The 22,578-nt window shown below is 64.6% G+C and carries 5 pseudogenes; all 5 read left to right on the top strand.

Features of this window, described 5'->3' with window-relative positions:
* Positions 1 to 6,994, top strand: a pseudogene (locus tag ASC85_RS33135) (amino acid adenylation domain-containing protein); the annotation flags it as partial.
* Between the two features lies 1 nt (position 6,995).
* A pseudogene (locus ASC85_RS33140) lies at positions 6,996 to 7,224 on the top strand (hypothetical protein); the annotation flags it as partial.
* Position 7,225: 1 nt separating this feature from the next.
* Positions 7,226 to 14,021 (top strand): annotated as a pseudogene (locus ASC85_RS33840) (amino acid adenylation domain-containing protein); the annotation flags it as partial.
* Positions 14,018 to 19,750: pseudogene (locus ASC85_RS33845) on the top strand (amino acid adenylation domain-containing protein); the annotation flags it as partial. The pseudogenes ASC85_RS33840 and ASC85_RS33845, both read left to right, overlap by 4 nt.
* A 1-nt stretch (position 19,751) precedes the next feature.
* Positions 19,752 to 22,577, top strand: a pseudogene (locus ASC85_RS33150) (AMP-binding protein); the annotation flags it as partial.
* Position 22,578: the final 1 nt, after the last annotated feature.

Raw genomic sequence — 22,578 nt, forward strand, 5'->3', positions numbered from 1 at the left:
CGACCTGACGGCCGAGCGTTTCCTGAACGATCCATTCAGCAATGTTCCCGATGCCCGCATGTACAAAACCGGCGACCTGGGCCGCTACCTGCCGGACGGCAACATCGAATACCTGGGCCGCAACGACGACCAAGTCAAGATCCGTGGTTTCCGCATCGAGCTGGGGGAGATCGAAGCCAAGCTCGCGCAACACGCTGCCTTGAACGAAACCGTGGTCCTGGCCCGTGAAGACGTGCCGGGAGACAAGCGCCTGGTGGCCTATTTCACTCAGCATTCGCCAGGCGAAGCGCTAGAAATCGAAACCCTGCGCGCCCACCTTCAGGCATTGTTGCCGGCCTACATGGTGCCAGTGGCCTACGTGCACCTGGAGGCCTTGCCCCTGACACCGAACGGCAAGCTCGACCGCAAGGCCCTGCCAGCGCCTGAGCTCGACGCGCTGATCACCCGTGGTTATGAAGCCCCGCAAGGTGAAACCGAAACCACCCTGGCGCAGCTCTGGCAAGACCTGCTCAAGGTCGAGCGCGTCGGTCGTCACGATCATTTCTTCGAACTGGGCGGCCATTCCCTGCTGGCGGTTACGCTGATCGAGCGGATGCGCCAGGCCGGCTTGAGCGCCGACGTGCGTATCCTGTTCGGCCAGCCAACCCTCGCCGCGTTAGCGGCGGCAGTGGGTGGCGGCAATGAAATCGACGTGCCGGCCAACGGCATCCCGTTCGGCTGCGAGCGGATCACGCCTGACATGCTGACGCTGACCAATCTCGACCAGGACGCCATCAACCTCATCGTGTCGACCGTGCCGGGTGGGGCGCGCAACGTGCAAGAGATTTACCCGGTGGCACCGCTGCAGGAAGGCATTCTTTACCATCACCTGGCGGCCGAGCAGGGCGATCCCTATGTCTTGCACGCGCAGTTTGCCTTTGACAGCCGCGAGCGCCTCGACGCGTTCATCCAGGCCTTGCAAAGCGTCATTGACCGCCACGACATCTTGCGCACCGCCATCCTCTGGGAAGGTCTCGACGCGCCTCGACAAGTGGTCTGGCGCGAAGCGCGGCTGGGCCTTGAAGAACTGCTGCTGGACCCACAGGCCGGAGCGATCACCCAACAGCTGCAGCACCGATTCGACGCCCGGCACTATGCCCTGGACATGACCCAGGCACCGCTGATGCGCCTGGCCTTTGCACAAGACAAGCCGAACCAGCGCTGGGTCGCGATGCTGTTGTTCCATCACATCGCCCTCGATCATGCGGCGCTGAAAGTGGTACAGGCTGAAATGCAGGCGCATTTGCTGGGGCAGGCCGGTCAATTGGACGTCCCGGTACCGTATCGAAACTACGTGGCCCAGGCTTGCTTGAGGGGGGATCGTGAAGCGCAGGAAGGGTTCTTCCGCGAGATGCTTGGCGATGTCGACGAACCCACGCTGCCGTTCGGCTTGCAGCAGGTGCAGGGTGACAGCGATGACATCGAGGATGCGAGCCTGGTGCTCGACAGCGACTTGAGTCGTCGGCTGCGGCGCCTGGCACGCCAGTCAGGCGTGGGCGTCGCCAGCTTGCATCACTTGGCCTGGGCACGCGTGCTGGGACAGGCGTCCGGCAAGCAGGACGTGGTGTTCGGTACCGTACTGATGGGCCGGATGCAGGGCGGCCAGGGGGCTGACCGCGCCTTGGGCATGTTCATCAACACCTTGCCCCTTCGTGTGAGCGTGGGCGACCAGGCCGTCAAGACCGGCATCAAGGCGGTCCACGGGCAATTGACCGCACTGTTGGGTCATGAGCACGCCTCGTTGGCACTGGCCCAGCGTTGCAGCGGCGTGGCTGCGCCGCTGCCGCTGTTCAGCGCGTTGTTGAACTACCGCAACTCCAGCGAACAGACCGATACCGAGGCGGCATTGTCGGCCTGGCAGGGCATCGAGACACTGGGAGGCGAAGCACGTACCCACTACCCCTTGACGCTGTGTATCGACGACTTGGGTGAAGATTTCGCCCTGACTGTCCTGGCCACGAGCGGTGTCGGTGCGCAGCGAGTCTGTGCCTACATGGCAACCGCGCTGCAAAGCCTGGCCACAGCATTGGAATCCAACTCTGCATCGCGCTTGCACACGCTGGCGGTACTGCCGCAAGCCGAGCACCAACAGGTGCTGATCGATTTTAACGCCACCACTCGACGCTACCCCCAGGACAGGACCGTCCATGGCCTGTTTGAGGCACAGGCCAAGGAACGTCCGGAAGCCATTGCCGCCGTACACAATGCCCAAAGCCTGACGTACACCGAGTTGAACCACCGGGCCAATGGCCTGGCCCGTCATCTGGTCGACCTGGGTGTGCAACCGGGCGATCGGGTGGCGATTGCCCTGGAGCGTTCCATCGAGCTGTTGGTCAGCCAATTGGCGATTCTCAAATGTGCTGGCGTCTATGTACCGTTGGATGTCAGCGCGCCTCTGGAGCGTCAACAGTTCATGGTGCAGGACAGCGGGGCGCAGGTCGTGCTGACGTTGAGCATGGCGGTAGCGCCTGAAGCTTCGCAACGGGTGGATCTGGATACGCTTGTCTTCAATGAAACTACCGATAACCTCGACCTGACGCAAAGCAGCGAGTCGGTGGCCTACATCATGTACACCTCCGGTTCCACAGGCACCCCGAAAGGCGTGCTGGTGCCGCACCGGGCGATCAACCGGCTGGTGATCAATAACGGTTACGCCGAGTTCAATGCCGAGGACCGGGTGGCCTTTGCCTCCAACCCGGCGTTTGACGCCAGTACCCTTGACGTCTGGGCGCCGTTGCTCAATGGCGGTTGCGTGGTGGTGGTCGACCAGGACGTGCTGCTGACACAAGACCGTTTTGCGGCGTTGCTGCAAGAACAGTCGGTCAGCGTATTGTGGATGACGGCCGGCCTGTTCCATCAATACGCCGCCGGACTGATGCCGGTCTTCGCTCAGTTGCGCTACCTGATCGTCGGTGGCGACGTGCTCGACCCAGCAGTGATCGGCCGGGTCCTGAAAGACGGCGCGCCGCTGCACCTGCTCAACGGCTATGGAGTTGCGCTACCTGATCGTCGGTGGCGACGTGCTCGACCCAGCAGTGATCGGCCGGGTCCTGAAAGACGGCGCGCCGCTGCACCTGCTCAACGGCTATGGCCCGACCGAAGCCACCACCTTCACCACCACCCACGAAATCAAAGCCGTAGGCGAGGGTGGAATCCCGATTGGTCGTCCGATTGGCAATACCCGCGTCTATGTGCTGGACGCCAACCAACAGCCGGTGCCCATCGGCGTGGCCGGCGAGCTGTACATCGGTGGCGATGGCAATACCCGCGTCTATGTGCTGGACGCCAACCAACAGCCGGTGCCCATCGGCGTGGCCGGCGAGCTGTACATCGGTGGCGATGGTGTGGCGAAAGGGTATTTGAATCGCCCCGAGCTGAGCGCCGAGAAGTTCGTCAGCGATCCGTTCAATGCCGGTCCCGGTGCGTTGCTGTACCGCACTGGCGACCTGGCCCGCTGGCGCGCGGACGGCACGGTGGATTACCTGGGGCGTAACGACGACCAGGTGAAGATCCGTGGTTTCCGTATCGAACTGGGCGAGATCGAAGCTAGGTTGACCCTGCATGACGAGGTCCAGGACGCTGTGGTGCTGTTGCGCGAAGACGCCTCGGGTGAGAAACGCCTGGTGGCGTACTTCACCCCGCATACCCTGGACGTTGCGCCACACATCGAGACCTTGCGTACTCATTTGCAGGGGCAATTGCCGGACTACATGATTCCGGTGGCCTATGTGCGCCTCGACGCGCTGCCGTTGACCGCCAACGGCAAGCTCGATCGCAAGGCGCTGCCGGCGCCGGACAGCGACGCCTACGTCAGCCGTGAATATGAAGCTCCGCAAGGCGAGGTCGAGCAGCTATTGGCACAACTCTGGGCCGAGCTGCTCAGGGTTGACCAAGTGGGTCGCCACGACAATTTCTTCGAACTGGGCGGCCATTCGCTGCTGGCGGTGACGTTGATCGAACGCATGCGCCAGGTCGGCTTGAGCGCCGACGTGCGGGTGTTGTTCAGCCAGCCGACCCTGGCCGCACTGGGCGCGGCCATCGGCAGTGGTCGGGAGGTGGCGGTCCCGGTAAACCGGATTGTCCCGGACTGTGAACGGATCACCCCGGACATGCTTACGCTGATTCAGCTTGATCAGGCGGCCATTGACCGGGTCGTGGCAACGGTGCCGGGAGGGGCGCCGAACGTGCAGGACATCTACCCGCTGGCGCCGCTGCAGGACGGTATTCTCTACCATCACCTGGCCGCCGAGCAGGGCGACCCCTATGTGCTGAAAACCGTGTTCGAACTGCAAAGCCGCGACCGGTTGGCGGCGTTTGTGGATGCGCTGCAATACGTCATCGACCGGCACGACATCCTGCGCACCAGCGTGGTGTGGCAAGGCTTCGACGCGCCGATCCAAGTGGTATGGCGCGAAGCGAGACTGCATCTGGAAGAGATCGCCCTGGACATTGCCGAGGGCGAGATCGCGGCGCAGTTGCAGGCGCGTTTCGACCCGCAACACTACCGGCTGGACATCACCCAGGCCCCGTTGATGCGCCTGGTCTTTGCCGAAGACACGATTAACCAGCGCTGGGTCGCGGTGTTGTTGTTCCACCATATGGCCCTCGACCACACGGCGCTGGAAGTCGTGCAGCACGAGATGCAGGCGCACCTGCTGGGCCAGGCCGACCAACTGCCCGTGGCGATGCCGTACCGCAACTATGTGGCGCAAGCGCGCCTGGGCGTGAGTCAACAAGAGCACGAAGGGTTCTTCCGCGAGATGCTCGGCAATGTCGACGAGCCGACCTTGCCGTTCGGCTTGCAGGACGTGAGCGGCGGCGGACAAGACATTGAGCATGTCCGGCAGGTTGTCGAGGCGACGTTGAGCCAGCGTCTGCGGGCACAAGCCCGGCAGCTGGGCGTGAGTGCCGCGAGCCTGGTCCACCTGGCCTGGGCGCAGGTACTGGGACGTGTATCAGGCAAGGACGATGTGGTGTTCGGTACGGTCCTGCTGGGCCGGATGCAGGGTGGCGATGGCGCTGACCGGGCGCTGGGCATGTTCATCAATACCTTGCCGTTGCGGGTCGAAGTGAGCAGCCAAGGCGTGCGCGACGGGGTGAAAGCCACTCACGCACGGCTGACTGGGTTGTTGGGCCATGAACACGCTTCGCTGGCCTTGGCCCAGCGTTGCAGTGGCGTGGTTGCGCCGCTGCCGCTGTTCAGCGCGTTGCTCAATTATCGGCACAGCGCCAGCGCATCGGCCGAGGTCTCGAATGAAACCCTGGCCGCGTGGGCGGGTATCGAGTTCCTGGGCAACGAGGAACGGACCAACTACCCGCTGACCCTGTCGGTGGATGACCTGGGCGACGGCTTCATGTTGAGCGCCCTGGTGTCGCAGGGAATCGGTGCGGCGCGCATCTGCGCCTACATGCACACGGCCCTGGAAAGCCTGGCGCAAGCCCTCGAACACGCGCCCCAGACGCCACTCAACCGCCTGGAGATCCTGCCAGACAGCGAACGTAACCAGCTATTGGAGGATTTCAACGCCACCAAACGCGCCTATCCCCACGAGCAAACCGTCCTGGCGCTGTTCGAGGCCCAGGCCGCGCACCTGCCGCACACGATTGCGGTGGTGCACGGGCAGCGCCAAGTGACTTACGCGCAGCTGAACGAGCGGGCCAACCGCCTGGCCCATCACCTGATCGGCCTCGGCGTGCAGCCGGATGACTGCGTGGCGATCCTGTTGCCACGCTCCATCGAGCTGCTGGCCAGTCAACTGGCGATCCTCAAGTGCGCGGCGGCCTACGTGCCGCTGGACCGCAACGCCTCCCTGGAGCGCCAGGGCTTCATGCTCGCCGATTGCCAGGCCAAGTGCCTGCTGACGTTCAGTACCGAGGCCGTGCCCGACGGCGCTTCGCGCATCGACCTGGACACGCTGGACAGCCAGGGGCCGCTGCACAACCCGGCATTGGCGCAGTCCAGTGAATCGATCGCCTACATCATGTACACCTCGGGTTCCACTGGCACCCCGAAAGGCGTGCTGGTTCCCCATCGGGCGATCAACCGCCTGGTGATCAACAACGGTTACGCCGACTTCAACGAACACGACCGCATCGCCTTCGCCTCCAACCCGGCGTTCGACGCCAGCACCATGGACGTCTGGGGCGCCTTGCTCAATGGCGGGCAAGTGGTGGTGATCGACCATGAAACCCTGCTCGAGCCTGCGCAGTTTGCCCAGGTGCTGGAGGATTCGGGCGTCACGGTGCTGTTCGTGACCACGGCGATCTTCAACCAGTACGTGCAGCTCATTCCGCAGGCCATCGGCGGCTTGCGCATCCTGTTGTGCGGCGGCGAGCGGGCCGATGTGGCATCGTTCCGGCGTTTGCTGGAGCTGGCCCCGGATCTACGCCTGGTGCACTGCTATGGCCCGACCGAAACCACCACCTACGCCACCACCCTTGAGGTGAAGGCCGTGGCGGTGGATGCCGAATGCGTGCCCATCGGCGGACCGATCGGCAACACCCAGGTGTACGTGCTCGATGCGCGCCAGCAGTTGGCACCGCTGGGTGTCGTCGGCGAGATGTACATCGGCGGCAAAGGCGTGGCCAAGGGTTACCTGAACCGGCCGGACCTGACCGCGGAAAAATTCATCGCCGACCCGTTCAGCCATGAACCTGATGCGTTGCTATACCGCACCGGTGACCTCGGCCGCTGGTTGCCGGACGGCAGCCTGGAATGCCTGGGGCGTAACGACGACCAAGTGAAAATTCGCGGTTTCCGCATCGAGCTGGGCGAGATCGAAGCCAAGCTGGTGGCCTGTGAGGGTGTGAGGGACGCGGTGGTGCTGGTGCGGGCCGATGAGTCGGGCGAGAAGCGTCTGGTGGCCTATGTCATTGCCCAACCGCAGGTGACGCTGGGCGTGGCCGGGTTGCGCGAGCAATTGTCCGCGACCCTGTCGGACTACATGGTGCCGGCNCTGGTGGCCTATGTCATTGCCCAACCGCAGGTGACGCTGGGCGTGGCCGGGTTGCGCGAGCAATTGTCCGCGACCCTGTCGGACTACATGGTGCCGGCGGCGTTCGTGATGCTGCCGGCGTTCCCGCTGACGCTCAACGGCAAGGTGGACCGCAAGGCGCTGCCGGCACCGGATGCCGAGGCGTACGCCAGCCAGGCCTACGAGGCACCGCAGGGCGAGATCGAACAGGNGCTCAACGGCAAGGTGGACCGCAAGGCGCTGCCGGCACCGGATGCCGAGGCGTACGCCAGCCAGGCCTACGAGGCACCGCAGGGCGAGATCGAACAGGTCTTGGCCGACCTGTGGGCCGAGCTGTTGAAAGTGGAGCGGGTCGGTCGCCACGACAATTTCTTCGAACTGGGCGGCCATTCGCTGCTGGCGGTGACGCTGATCGAACGCATGCGCCAGGCTGGCTTGAGCGCCGACGTGCGGGTGCTGTTCAGCCAACCGACTCTGGTCGCACTGGCGGCGGCGATTGGCAGCGGCAGGGAAGTCAGCGTGCCGGCGAACCTGATTCCCTTGGATTGCGACCGCATCACTCCCGAGCTGTTGCCGCTGGTCAACCTGTCCCGGGACACCCTCGACCAGATCGTCGCCACGGTGCCGGGAGGTGCGCGCAACGTGCAGGATATCTATCCGCTGGCACCGTTGCAGGAAGGGATTCTTTATCACCACCTGGCCGCCGAACAGGGTGACCCCTATGTGTTGCAGTCACAGTTCGCCTTCGATAACCGGGAACGCCTCGACGCGTTCATCGGGGCGCTGCAAGTGGTGATCGATCGCCACGACATCTTGCGCACCAGTGTGGTCTGGGAAGGGTTGGATGAGCCGGTGCAGGTGGTTTGGCGTCAAGTGGTGCTGGAGCCGCAGTGCATTGTTGCCGATACCACGGCTGGCGACGTTGTCACGCAATTGGCCAGCCGTTTCGATGCGCGGCACAGTCGCCTGGATTTGGGTCGGGCTCCGCTGCTGCACCTGGCTTACGCACGGGATGAAGCCCAGGATCGCTGGGTCGCGATTTTGTTGTTCCATCACCTGGCCCTGGACCACACCGCCCTGGACGTGATGCAGCACGAGATGCAAATGCACCTGTTGGGCCAGGACGAACACTTGACCGCATCGGTGCCGTACCGCAACTACGTGGCCCAGGCTCGCCTGGGGACGAGTGAACAGGAACACGAAACATTCTTCCGCGACATGCTCGGCGATATCGACGAGCCGACGCTGCCATTCGGCCTGGCCCAGGTCCAGGGCGACGGGCACGGCATCGAGGAAGCGAAAGTGTTTGTCGATGACGCCTTGAGCCTGCGCCTGCGGGCTCAGGCCCGCCAGCTGGGCGTCAGTGCGGCCAGCCTGGTCCATTTGGCCTGGGCTCAGGTCCTGGCGGTGGCGTCGGGCCAGGAAAGCGTGGTGTTCGGTACGGTCTTGCTGGGCCGGATGCAAGGCGGCGACGGGGCCGACCGGGCCTTGGGCATGTTCATCAACACCTTGCCGATCTGCGTGCCCGTGAATGAGCAAAGCGTGCGGGACGCGGTGAAGGCCACCCATGCGCGCCTGACCGGATTACTGGGGCATGAGCATGCTTCCCTGGCCTTGGCCCAACGCTGCAGCGGCGTGGCCTCTCCAGCGCCGCTGTTCAGTGCGCTGCTGAACTTCCGCCACAGTTCGTTGCAGGTGACCGATGAGGGCTTGTCCGCCTGGAGCGGCATGCAAATGTTGTCCAGTGAGGAGCGCACCAACTACCCGTTGACGCTCAACGTCGACGACCTGGGCGAAGGCTTCAGCCTGACGGTGCAGGTCGAGTCCCTGATCGGTGCGCAACGTATCTGTGATTATGTGCAGGAGGCCCTGCAGAGCCTGGTCGATACCCTGGAACACGCGCCGCAAACGGCGGTGCGCAACCTCGCGGTGTTGCCGGCGGCCGAACGCAAGCAACTGCTGGAAACCTGGAATGCGCCAGAGGCGAGCTATGCCCATGACGCGCTGATCCATCGCCAGTTCGAGGCCCAGGTCGCGGTGCAACCCGACGCGGTGGCGGTGGTGTTCGAGGAGCAGGCACTGACCTATGGCGAACTCAACGCCCAGGCCAACCAGCTCGCCCATCGCCTGCTGTCGTTGGGCATTTGCCCGGATGACCGGGTGGCGATCTGTGTCGAGCGCGGTCTGGACATGATCGTCGGCCTGCTGGGCATCTTGAAGTCGGGCGCTGGCTACGTACCGCTGGACCCGGCTTCCCCGGCGGAACGCATCGCCTACATGCTCGAGGACAGTTCCCCTGTGGCGATCGTGGTGCATGCCGCCACCCAGGCGCTGCTGGCCGAAGAGTCCGTACGGGTGATCGAACTCGATAGCCCGGCGTTGCGCAACCAGTCCACCGTCAACCCGCAAGTGCCTGGCCTGACGTCGTCGCAGTTGGCTTACGTGATCTACACGTCGGGGTCCACCGGCCTGCCCAAAGGGGTGATGGTCGAACACCGCAACGTCGCACGGCTGTTCTCGGCGACCCAAGCGTGGTTCGAGTTTGGTCCGCAAGACGTCTGGGCGCTGTTCCATTCCTTCGCGTTCGATTTCTCGGTCTGGGAAATCTGGGGCGCGTTGATCCATGGCGGTCGCCTGCTGGTGGTGCCGCAACTGGTCAGTCGCTCCCCGCAAGACTGCTACGCGATGCTGTGCGAGGCCGGTGTGACCGTGCTGAACCAGACGCCAAGCGCCTTCCGGCAATTGATCGCAGCCCAGGGTGACAGTGACCTGCGTCACAGCCTGCGCCAGGTGATCTTTGGCGGTGAAGCGCTGGAAACCGGGATGCTCAAGCCCTGGTATGCCCGTGTCGCCAATGCCGGCACGCAACTGGTCAACATGTACGGCATCACCGAAACGACGGTGCACGTGACCTATCGTCCACTTGACGCGGCCGACGCGCAGTTGACGGGCGTCAGCCCGATTGGCAAGCGCATTCCCGACCTGCAACTGTACGTACTCGACGCCCGGCGCGAGCCGGTGCCGGTGGGGGTGGTGGGTGAAATGTACGTGGGCGGTGCGGGCGTGGCCCGGGGTTATCTGAACCGTCCGGAATTGACCCAGGAACGCTTTATCGACGATACCTTTAGCGGGCGTGAAGGGGCGCGCTTGTACCGGACCGGTGACCTCGGCCGCTGGCTGGCCGACGGCAGCATCGAATACCTGGGCCGTAACGACGACCAGGTGAAAATCCGTGGTTTCCGTATCGAATTGGGCGAGATCGAAGCGACGCTGGCGGCCTGCGAGGGTGTCAGCGAGGCGGTGGTCATCGCCCGTGAAGACGCGCCGGGCGACAAGCGCCTGGTGGGATACGTGATTGCCGCAGACGGGGCGCAACCGTCAGCCGCTGAGTTGCGCGCACAATTGCAGGCTTCGCTGGCGGACTACATGGTGCCCAGCGCCTTCGTGGTTCTCGAGACGTTCCCGCTGACCACCAACGGCAAGCTCGACCGCAAGGCCTTGCCGGTGCCGGACCAGTCGGCGGTGGCGACCCGCGAATACGAAGCGCCGCAAGGCGAGGCCGAGACGGTTATCGCCGCGATCTGGCAAGACCTGCTGGACCTTGAGCGGATCGGCCGTCACGACAACTTCTTCGAGCTGGGCGGCCATTCGCTGCTGGCGGTGAAGCTGATCGAGCGCATGCGCCACGTCGGCCTAAGTGCCGATGTGCGAGTGCTGTTCGGCCAACCGACGCTGGCCGCGTTGGCCGCCGCGGTGGGCGGGCACACGGAAGTCGTGGTGCCGGGCAACGCGATCCCGGACGGTTGCACGCGGATTACCCCGCAGATGCTGCCCCTGGCTGACCTGGACCAGGACGGTATCGACCGGATCGTGGCCATGGTGCCGGGTGGCGTGGCGAATGTGCAGGATATCTACCCCCTGGCGCCGTTACAGGAGGGGATCCTGTATCACCACATCGCTGCCGCCCAGGGCGATCCCTACTTGCAATACGTGATGTTCGCGTTCGACAGCTTTGCCCACGTGGAGCATTTCACCCAGGCGTTGCAAGCCGTTGTCTCCCGTCACGATATCCTGCGCACCGGGGTGCTCTGGGAAGGCCTGGCCGAGCCCATGCAGGTGGTCTGGCGTGAGGCGCGGCTGGTGGTCGAGTCGGTTGAACTGGATCCTGTGGCCGGGGACGTTGCCACGCAACTGCATCAGCGTTTCGACCCCCGGCACTATCGTCTGGACATCCGCCAGGCGCCGCTGATGCGGGTCGCTTATGCGCAAGACCCGGCCAACCAGCGCTGGGTGGGCATGCTGTTGTTCCATCACCTGGTGGATGACGCCACCTCGCTGGCCGTGCTGTCGGTGGAGATCGAGGCGCACATGCTCGGCCAGGCACAACGCTTGCCGGCATCGGTGCCGTACCGCAACTACGTGGCCCAGGCTCGGTTGGGCGTGAGTCGCGAAGCCCATGAACGGTTCTTCCGCGACATGCTCGGAGATGTCGACGAGCCGACGTTGCCGTTCGATTTGCAGGATGTGCAAGGTGACGGCAGCGGTATCGAAGAGGTGCGCCAGGAGGTCGAGGCAGACCTCAGTCGTCGGCTGCGGGTCCAGGCGCGTCAGCTCGGGGTGAGCGCGGCGAGCTTGTATCACCTGGTCTGGGCCCAGGTCCTGGGCACGGTGTCGGGTCGCGACGACGTGGTGTTCGGCACCGTGTTGGTGGGCCGGATGCAGGGCGGCGAGGGCGCCGATCGGGCACTGGGGATGTTCATCAATACGTTGCCGTTGCGGGTGAACCTGGGGCAGACCGGTGTCCGTGCCGGTGTGAAAGCGACCCATGCCCGACTGACCGCCTTGCTCGGCCATGAGCACGCCTCGCTGGTGCTGGCGCAACGTTGCAGCGGCGTAGAGGCGCCGACGCCATTGTTCAGTGCCTTGCTCAACTATCGCCACACCGGCGCGGCCGCTTCCGCCGAAGCCTTGTCCGCCTGGGACGGTATCCGGGTGCTGGGTGGCGAAGAGCGGACCAACTACCCGCTGACGTTGTCGGTGGATGACCAGGGCGAGGCGTTCAGTTTCACCGTCATGACCCCGGCGCGCATCGGTGCCCAGCGGCTGTGCGGGTATGTGCGGCAGGCACTGGAGGGCCTGATCCGGATGCTGGAGCAGACGCCTGAGGCGCCGTTGCACCAGTTGTCGATCCTGCCGCCGAGCGAGCGCCTGAAACTGTTGGCCGAGTTCAATACCGGCGGTACCGATGAGCCCCAGGAGCGGACCGTTCTCGGGCTGTTCGAAGCCCAGGTACAGCGCACGCCGGACAACGTGGCCGTCCTGCATGGCGAGCACGCGTTGAGCTATCGGCAGTTGGATGCGCGAGCCAATCAGTTGGCCCATTACCTGCGCAAGCAGGGCGTGCAACCGGATTCACGCGTCGCGATCTGTGTCCAGCGCAGCGCTGAAATGGTGATCGGGCTGTTGGCGATCCTCAAGGCGGGCGGTGGTTATGTGCCGTTGGATCCGGCGTATCCTGCCGAGCGGATTGCCTACATGCTGGCCGACAGCGAGCCGGCTGCGGTGCTGGCCCAGGCCGCGACCCGAGGGCTCTTGTCGCAGGTTCAGGTGCCATTGATCGACCTGGACGCCGGCCCGTGGCAAGACGAGCCGGAGCATACCCCGCAGGTCTCTGGCCTGACGCCGGCCCACCTGGCCTACGTGATCTACACCTCCGGCTCCACCGGCTTGCCCAAAGGCGTGATGGTCGAACATCGCGGCCTGCGCAACCTGCTGGACTGGTACCTCGAGGACCTGGCTGCGGTGCTGCTGGCGTCCTCCTACAACTTCGACCTGACCCAGAAGAACATCCTCGCGCCGCTGATGGTCGGGGCCACGCTGCACCTGGCCGCCGAACCGTTCAACCCCGGCGCCATCGTCGCCCAGGTCGCCGAGGCCGGGATTACCCACCTCAACATATCGCCCAGCGCCTTCCACGCGCTGGTGGACGCCGACCAACAGCAAGCCCTGGCCTGCCTGAAACGCGTAGTGCTGGGGGGCGAGCCGATCCAGGTCGCCATGCTGGAAAAACTCGCCCAGCCACGGCCAGCGGTGATCAACAGCTACGGGCCGACCGAGTGCAGCGACGTGGTCGCCTGGTACACCGCCGACAGCGACCTTGAGACCTACCGGCACCGGTCGATCCCCATTGGCCGGCCGATCCGCAACATGCAATTGCATGTGCTGGACGCTCACGGGCAACTGCTGCCAGTGGGCGTACCCGGTGAGATCCATATCGGCGGTGTCGGTGTGGCCCGCGGTTACCTCAACCTGCCGCAACTCAGCGGCGAGCGCTTCATCGCCGACCCGTTCTATGGCAAGGCTGACGCGCGCTTGTACAAGACCGGGGACATCGGTTGCTGGTTGCCGGACGGTACGTTGCAGTACCTGGGGCGCAATGACGATCAGGTGAAGATCCGCGGGTTCCGTATCGAACTGGGCGAGATCGAAGCCAAGCTCGCCCAGCACGATGAAGTGAAGGAGGCCGCAGTGCTGGTTCGTGAAGACGTGCCGGGGGAAAAACGCCTGGTGGCCTATTTCACCCAATACGCGCCGCACGCAATGGCGGACCTCGAAGCGTTGCGTACCTGGCTACTGGCGCAACTGCCGGCCTTCATGGTGCCGGTGGCCTATGTACGCCTCGACGCCATGCCGCTGACACCCAACGGCAAGCTCAACCGCAAGGTGCTGCCGGCACCGGCCCTGGAGGCGTTCATCACCCGGGGCTACGAAGCCCCCATCGGCGAAACCGAAATCACACTGGCCCAGCTATGGGCCGAAGTCCTCAACGTAGAGCGCGTTGGCCGTCACGATCACTTCTTCGAACTGGGCGGGCATTCCTTGCTTGCCGTCAGCCTGATGGAGCGGATGCGCCAAGAGGGTATGGAAGCGGATGTGCGGACGTTGTTCGAGCAGCCCACGCTCTCGGAATACGCGGCGACGACAGAAAAAATGGAGATTGTCCTGTGAGTGTGATCGAACTGTTGGCGACACTAAAAGAAAAAGACGTACAGCTTTCCGTCAAGGGCGATCAGCTCGTGGTACGCGGCCGCAAACAGTCCCTGAGCGAGCCGGCGGTGCTGGCTTTGCTACGCGAGCACAAGGCTGCGCTGATCGCGTTGATCCAGGCTGGGGAATACGATGACAGCAAGGCCGGCGAAATCGACATCCCCGCCAATGTCATTGCCCTCGGTTGCAGGCATATCACGCCGCAGATGTTGCCACTGGTGACCCTCGACCAGTCGGCCATCGACCGCATCGTGGCCACCGTGCCAGGTGGCGCGGCCAATGTGCAGGACATCTACCCGCTGGCGCCGTTGCAGGAGGGGATTCTTTATCACCACCTGACGGCCACCCAGGGCGATCCCTACGTGTTGCAGGCGCACTTCAGCATCGCCCGGCAGGAGCGCCTGACGGATTTTGTCGACGCCTTGCAAAGCGTGATCGATCGCCACGACATTTTGCGCACGGCCATCGTCCGCGAGGGCTTGCAGGAGGCGGTGCAGGTGGTCTGGCGCGAGGCTCAGCTGGGGGTCAAGGACATCAGCGCCGACCTCGCCGAGGGCGACGTCATGGCGCAATTGCAGGCGCGCTTCGATCCTCGTCACTATCGCCTGGACGTCAGCCAGGCGCCGCTGTTGCTGCTGGTGGTCGCCGAGGACCCGGCCAACCAGCGCTGGGCCGCCATGCTGCTGTTCCATCACATGGCCCTCGACCACGCGGCCCTGATGGTGGTGCAGAGTGAAATGCAAGCCTGGCTGATGGGGCAGAGTGGGCAATTGCAGCCCGCCGCGCCTTACCGCGACTATGTCGTTCGGACCCGCCAGGCCGGCCAGCGCCAGGCTGACGAGACGTTCTTCCGCGAGATGCTGGGCGACGTCGAGGAGCCGACCTTACCCTTTGGCCAACAGGATGTGCTGGGCGACGGCAGTGCCATCGAAGAAAGCCATCTGACACTGGCCTCAGACCTCAGTCGCCGCCTGCGCGTGCAGGCACGTCAACTCGGCGTGAGCGCGGCGAGCATTTTTCACCTGGCCTGGGCGCAGGTGCTTGGCGGCGTATCGGGTCGTGAGGACGTGGTGTTTGGCACGGTGATGCTCGGGCGCATGCAGGCCGGCGAAAGCATGACCCGGGCCCTGGGCATGTTTATCAATACCTTGCCGTTGCGCGTGGGGGTCGGTGCACAGAGCGTGCGCGATGGGGTGAAAAGCACCCACGCCGGGTTGAGCAGCCTGCTCAGTCACGAATATGCGTCCCTGGCCCTGGCCCAGCGTTGCAGCGGCGTGGCCGCGCCGGCACCGCTGTTCAGCGCGCTGCTGAATTACCGTCACAGCGCCAGCGCGGCGCAAGTCCCCGCGGCTGAGGTCAGCCTGGCCTGGGACGGGATGGAAGCCCTGGGGGCGGAAGAACGCACCAACTACCCGCTGATCCTCTCGGTGGACGATTTCTCCGATGACTTCGCCTTGTCGGTGCAAGCCACTGCGCTGATTGGCGCGCAACGCATTGGCGATTATATGCAGGCCGCCGTTGAAAGCCTGGTCACCGCCTTGGAGTCTGCGCCCGAAGTAATGCTTAACGACCTATCGTTCCTGCCAGAATCGGAGCGCGAACGGGTGCTGCTGTCGTTCAACGACACCGACCGTGATTATCCGCGGGAGCAGCCAATCCATGCCTTGTTCGAGGCCCAGGCCGAGGCGCGTCCGGACGCGCCGGCAGCGGTGCAGGGCGAGCAAGTCCTGACTTACCGCGAACTGGACAGCAAAGCCGGGCGTCTGGCCAGGCATCTGCTCGACCTTGGCCTGCAAGCGGGTCAAACCGTGGCGATCCTGCTGCCGCGCTCGCTCGATCTACTGGTCAGCCAGTTGGCTGTCCTCAAGTGCGCGGCGGTGTACCTGCCGCTGGACGTCAACGCGCCCGCCGAGCGCCAGCAGTTCATGATCGAGGACAGCCATGCCGTGCTGGCCTTGACCCACCGCCACGAAGCCTTGGCGCCGGGCGTGCGTCGGGTGGACCTGGACAGCGTCGACCTTCCCGAGCCAGCGGCCCATTACGGCCAGCGACCCGCATCGAGCGAAGCGCCGGCCTACATCATGTACACCTCAGGTTCCACGGGGACGCCCAAGGGCGTGCTGGTGCCACATCGGGCCATCAGCCGGCTGGTGATCAATAATGGTTATGCCGACTTCAACGAGCAGGACCGGGTGGCCTTCGCCTCCAATCCGGCTTTCGACGCCAGCACCCTGGAAGTCTGGGCACCGTTGCTCAACGGCGGTTGCGTCGTTGTGGTCGAGCAGGATGTGCTGTTGTCCCAGGAACGCTTGCACGGGCTGTTGCTTGAGCAAGCGGTGAATGTGTTGTGGATGACGGCGGGGCTGTTTCACCAATATGCCGACCGTCTGATGGACGTGTTCGCCCAGTTGCGCTACTTGATTGTCGGCGGCGACGTGCTGGATCCGGCGGTGATCGCCCGCGTCCTCAAGGACGGCGCGCCGGCCCATCTGCTCAACGGCTACGGCCCTACGGAAGCGACGACGTTCTCGACCACCTACGAAATCAAGGCCGGTGGCGAGGGCAGCGTCCCGATTGGCCGGCCCTTGGGCAACACCCGGGTCTACATCCTCGATGCGCAGCAGCGACCCGTGCCCCAAGGCGTGACCGGCGAGCTGTACATTGGCGGCCTGGGGGTCGCCATAGGCTACTTGAACCGGCCGGACCTGACCGCCGAGAAATTCCTCCTCGACCCGTTCAGCCAGGACGCCCAGGCCCTGATGTACCGCACCGGGGACCTCGGACGCTTCCGGGAGGACGGCAATATCGAGTACCTGGGCCGCAACGACGGCCAAGTGAAGATCCGTGGTTTCCGCATCGAACCGGGGGAGATCGAAGCCCGCCTGGCGCAACACGCTGCGGTGAAAGAGGCGACGGTGCTGGTGCGTGAAGACGTTCCCGGCGAAAAACGCCTGGTGGCTTATTTCACCTTGCATCCAACGGATGACAGCACGGACATCGAAGCCCTGCGCGCGCACCTGCAAAGCCGCTTGCCGGACTATATGGTGCCGGCCGCCTACGTGCGCCTGGATGCCTTGCCGCTGACCCCCAACGGCAAGCTCGACCGCAAGGCCCTGCCGGTGCCGGACCAGGCGTCAATCATTACCCGGGGCTACGAAGCGCCGCTGGGCGACACCGAAATCACCCTGGCTCGCCTGTGGCGGCAAGTCCTTAACGTCGAGCGGGTGGGACGCCACGATCATTTCTTCGAACTGGGTGGCCATTCCTTGCTGGCGGTCAATCTGATCGAGCAGATGCGCCAGGTCGGCTTGAGTGCCGATGTCCGCGTGCTGTTCGGCCAGCCGACCCTCGCGGCACTGGCCGCGGCGGTGGGCGGCGGCAATGAGATTGAGGTGCCGGCCAATGGCATCACCCCCGATTGTGAGCGGATCACCCCGGCCATGCTGCCGCTGGCGACATTGACCCAGGCGGCGATCGACCGAATCGTCACCACGGTGCCGGGTGGCGTGCACAACGTGCAGGACATCTACCCGCTGGCGCCGTTGCAGGAAGGTATTCTCTATCACCATGTCTCGGCGCAGCAGGGCGATCCCTACGTGTTGCAGGCGCTGTTCGCTTTCCAGGACGAGGTGCGCCTCGAGGCATTCGCCCAGGCATTGCAAGGGGTCATCGACCGGCACGACATCCTGCGCACCTCGATCATGTGGGAGGGGCTGGAGCAGCCGATACAGGTGGTCTGGCGCAAGGCGCTGTTGAGTGTCGAGCGCCTGCAACTGGACGCGTCGGACGCCGATGCGGTGGCCCAATTGCATGCACGTTACGACTCCCGTCATCATCGCCTGGACATTCGCCAGGCCCCGCTGATGTGCTTGCGTTATGCCCATGATCCGGTCAACCAGCGCTGGGTGGCGATGCTGCTGTTCCACCACATTGCCCTGGACCATACCGCGCTGGAGGTGGTGCAGCAGGAAATGCAGGCACACTTGCTGGGCCAGGCCGGTCAATTGGCCGCCGCGCTGCCGTACCGCAACTATGTGGCTCAGGCGCGCCTGGGCGTCAGCGAGCAAGAGCACGAGGCGTTTTTCCGCGAGATGCTCGGTGATGTCGACGAGCCGACCCTGCCGTTGGGGTTGCAACAGGTGCAGGGTGACGGGCGCGGCATCGAGGAGGCCAAGCTGGAAGTGGACGCCGCTTTGAGCCGCCGCTTGCGGGCGCAGGCGCGGCAGCTCGGGGTGAGTGCGGCCAGCCTGCACCATTTGGCTTGGGCACAGGTACTGGGACGTTTGTCCGCGCGGGAGGACGTGGTGTTCGGCACGGTCCTGATGGGGCGGATGCAGGGCGGCGAGGGCGCCGACCGGGTCCTTGGCATGTTCATCAACACCTTGCCGCTGCGGGTCAGCCTGGATGAGCAGGGCGCGCGCGCCGGGGTCAAGACCATCCATGGGCGGCTGACCGCATTGCTCGGTCATGAACATGCTTCGCTGGCCCTGGCGCAACGTTGCAGCCGCGTGGCCGCACCGGCCCCGTTGTTCAGTGCGCTGCTGAACTACCGGCACAGCGCGACCGGCTCCGCTTCAGCCGAGGCCATGAGCGCCTGGCAGGGCATGGAGATCCTGAGCAACGAAGAACGGACCAACTACCCGCTGACCCTGTCGGTGGATGACCTGGGCGACGGTTTCATGCTGAGTGCCCTGGTGGTGCAAGGGATCGGTGCGGCGCGCATCTGCGCCTACATGCACACGGCCCTGGAAAGCCTGGTGCGGGCCCTCGAACACGTGCCCCAGACGCCACTCAACCGCCTGGAGATCCTGCCGGAAAGCGAACGCCACCAGTTGCTGGTGGACTTCAACGCCACCAAGCGCGTCTATCCACACGAGCAAACCGTCCTGGCGCTGTTCGAAGCCCAGGCCGCGCACCTGCCGCAGGCGATTGCGGTGGTGCACGGGCAGCGGCAAGTGACTTACGCGCAGCTGAACGAGCAGGCCAATCGCCTGGCCCATCACCTGATCGGCCTCGGTGTGCAGCCGGACGACTGCGTCGCGATCCTGTTGCCGCGCTCCATCGAGCTGCTGGCCAGTCAACTGGCAATCCTCAAGTGCGCGGCGGCCTACGTGCCGCTGGACCGCAACGCCTCCCTGGAGCGCCAGGGCTTCATGCTCGACGATTGCCAGGCCAAGTGCCTGCTGACGTTCAGTACCGAGGCCGTGCCGGCGCATCGACCTGGACACGCTGGACAGCCAGGGGCCGCTGCACAACCCGGCATTGGCGCAGTCCAGTGAATCGATCGCCTACATCATGTACACCTCGGGTTCCACCGGCACCCCGAAAGGCGTGCTGGTTCCCCATCGGGCGATCAACCGCCTGGTGATCAACAACGGTTACGCCGACTTCAACGAACACGACCGCATCGCCTTCGCCTCCAACCCGGCGTTCGACGCCAGCACCATGGACGTCTGGGGTGCCTTGCTCAATGGCGGGCAAGTGGTGGTGATCGACCATGAAACCCTGCTCGAGCCTGCGCGGTTTGCCCAGGTGCTGGAGGATTCGGGCGTCACGGTGCTGTTCGTGACCACGGCGATCTTCAACCAGTACGTGCAGCTCATTCCGCAGGCCATCGGCGGCTTGCGCATCCTGTTGTGCGGCGGCGAGCGGGCCGATGTGGCATCGTTCCGGCGTTTGCTGGAGCTGGCNGTGCAGCTCATTCCGCAGGCCATCGGCGGCTTGCGCATCCTGTTGTGCGGCGGCGAGCGGGCCGATGTGGCATCGTTCCGGCGTTTGCTGGAGCTGGCGCCGAGTTTGCGTCTGGTGCACTGCTATGGTCCGACTGAAACCACCACCTACGCCACCACCCTTGAAGTGAAGGCCGTGGCGGCGGATGCCGAGTGCGTGCCCATCGGCGGGCCGATCGGCAACACCCAGGTGTATGTGCTCGATGCGCGCCAGCAGTTGGCACCGTTGGGCGTCGTCGGCGAGATGTACATCGGTGGCAAGGGCGTGGCCAAGGGTTACCTGAACCGGCCGGACCTGACCGCGGAAAAATTCATCGCCAACCCGTTCAGCCATGAACCCGACGCGCTGCTGTACCGCACCGGCGACCTCGGCCGCTGGTTGCCGGACGGCAGCCTGGAATGCCTGGGGCGTAACGACGACCAAGTGAAAATCCGCGGTTTTCGCATCGAGCTGGGCGAGATCGAAGCCAAGCTGGTGGCCTGTGAGGGTGTGAGGGACGCGGTGGTGCTGGTGCGGGCCGATGAAACGGGCGAGAAACGCCTGGTGGCCTATGTCATTGCCCAACCGCAGGTGACGCTGGGCGTGGCCGGGTTGCGCGAGCAATTGTCCGCGACCCTGTCGGACTACATGGTGCCGGCGGGCTCAACGGCAAGGTGGACCGCAAGGCGCTGCCGGCACCGGATGCCGAGGCGTACGCCAGCCAGGCCTACGAGGCACCGCAGGGCGAGATCGAACAGGCCTTGGCCGACCTGTGGGCCGAGCTGTTGAAAGTGGAGCGGGTCGGTCGCCACGACAATTTCTTCGAACTGGGCGGCCATTCGCTGCTGGCGATGAGGCTGATCGAGCGCATGCGCCAGGTCGAACTATCGGTGGATGTGCGCGTGCTGTTCAGCCAGCCAACGCTGCAGGCGCTGGCCGCTGCGGTGGGCGGGCACCGGGATGTGGTGGTGCCGGCCTGCGCCGTCGTCGAAGGCTGTGAGCGCATCACACCGGACATGTTGCCGCTGGCCGTATTGAGCCAGGAGGCCATCGATCGGATCGTGGCGAGCGTGCCGGGAGGTGCGCGCAACGTGCAGGAGATCTACCCACTGGCGCCGTTGCAGGAAGGCATCCTGTATCACCATTTGACGGCGGAAATGGGTGATCCGTACGTGCTGCAAACGCTGTTCGGGTTTGACAGCCGGGCCCGGCTGGATGACTTTGCCCAGGCTTTGCAGGGGGTGATTGACCGGCATGACATTCTCAGGACTTCGATGGTCTGGGAAAACCTCGACGAACCGATGCAGGTCGTGTGGCGACAGGCTCGGCTCAGCGTTGACGAGTTGGACTCGGACCCGAGCGGCGGCGATGCCGTTGCCCGGCTGTATGAGCGTTTCGATGCCCGGCATTACCGGCTGGACGTGCGGCAGGCACCGATGCTGCGCCTGGCCATCGCCGAGGACGTCGCCAACCAGCGCTGGGTCGCCATGCTGCTGTTCCACCATATGGTCCTGGACCATACCGGCCTGGAAGTGCTGGAACGTGAAATGCAGGCGCAGTTGTTGGGCAAGGTCCATGAACTGGGCGAATCGGTGCCTTATCGCAATTACGTGGCCCAGGCGCGCCTGGGTGTCGATCAGCAGGCGCACGAAGCGTTTTTCCGCGACATGCTTGGCGACGTCGACGAGCCTACGTTGCCGTTCGGCCTGCGGGACGTGCAAGGCGATGGCAATGGCGTGGAAGAGGTGAAGCTGGCCGTGGAGGCGGGCCTGTGCCGTCGTCTGCGCACCCAGGCTCGCCAGTTGGGCGTCAGCGCGGCCAGCCTGATGCACTTGGCCTGGGCGCACGTCCTGGGCCGTGTCAGCGGTCGCGACGACGTGGTCTTCGGCACCGTGCTGTTGGGGCGCATGCAGGCCGGTGATGGAGCCGACCGTGCCCTGGGCATGTTCATCAACACCCTGCCATTGCGGGTGAGCCTGGCTGGACAAGGTGTATACGCAGCGGTGAAAGCGACCCACAAGCGACTCAGCGGCCTGCTGGGCCATGAGCATGCTCCGTTGGCACTGGCCCAGCGTTGCAGTGGTGTGGTTGCGCCAACGCCGTTGTTCAGTTCGATGCTCAACTATCGTCATTGCGGGGTCGAGGTGACCGCGCAGGCGCTGACGGCGTGGCAAGGCATCGAGTCGATTGGTGGTGAAGAACGGACCAATTACCCCTTGGTGCTGGCCGTGGATGATGAAGGCGAGGGCTTCAGCTTGGTGGTACAGGCGCTGGTCGGGACCGGTGCGCAGCGTATCGGCGAGTACGTGCAGACCACGCTCGAAAGTCTGGTCAGCGCACTGGAGCAGGCGCCGGATACGCCACAGCAGGCCCTCACGAGTCTGCCGGCGGCCGAACGTCTGCATCTGTTGGAAACGCTCAACAGCACTGCGGTCGATTATCCGCAAGGCCTGACCTTGCACGGTCTGTTCGAGGCACGGGTTGCGGCCTGCCCGGATGCCGTCGCGGTTGTCTCTGGTGAGGCAGAGTTGAGCTACTCGCAATTGAATGCGCGCGCCAACCAGGTCGCCCATCGCCTATTGGAACTGGGCATTCGCCCGGATGACCGCGTGGCGATCTGTGCCGATCGCAGCCTGGACATGGTGGCGGGCCTGCTGGGCATTCTCAAGGCCGGCGCGGCGTATGTGCCACTGGACCCGGATTATCCGCACGAGCGCCTGGCCTACATGCTGGAGAACAGCGCGCCGAGGGTGGTGCTGACCCAGCGCGCCTTGCAGGCCAGCCTGCCGGCTACGCAGGCGCGGACCTN

The organism is Pseudomonas sp. Root401 (genome assembly GCF_001425105.1).
In the GTDB taxonomy this organism is placed as follows: domain Bacteria; phylum Pseudomonadota; class Gammaproteobacteria; order Pseudomonadales; family Pseudomonadaceae; genus Aquipseudomonas; species Aquipseudomonas brassicacearum.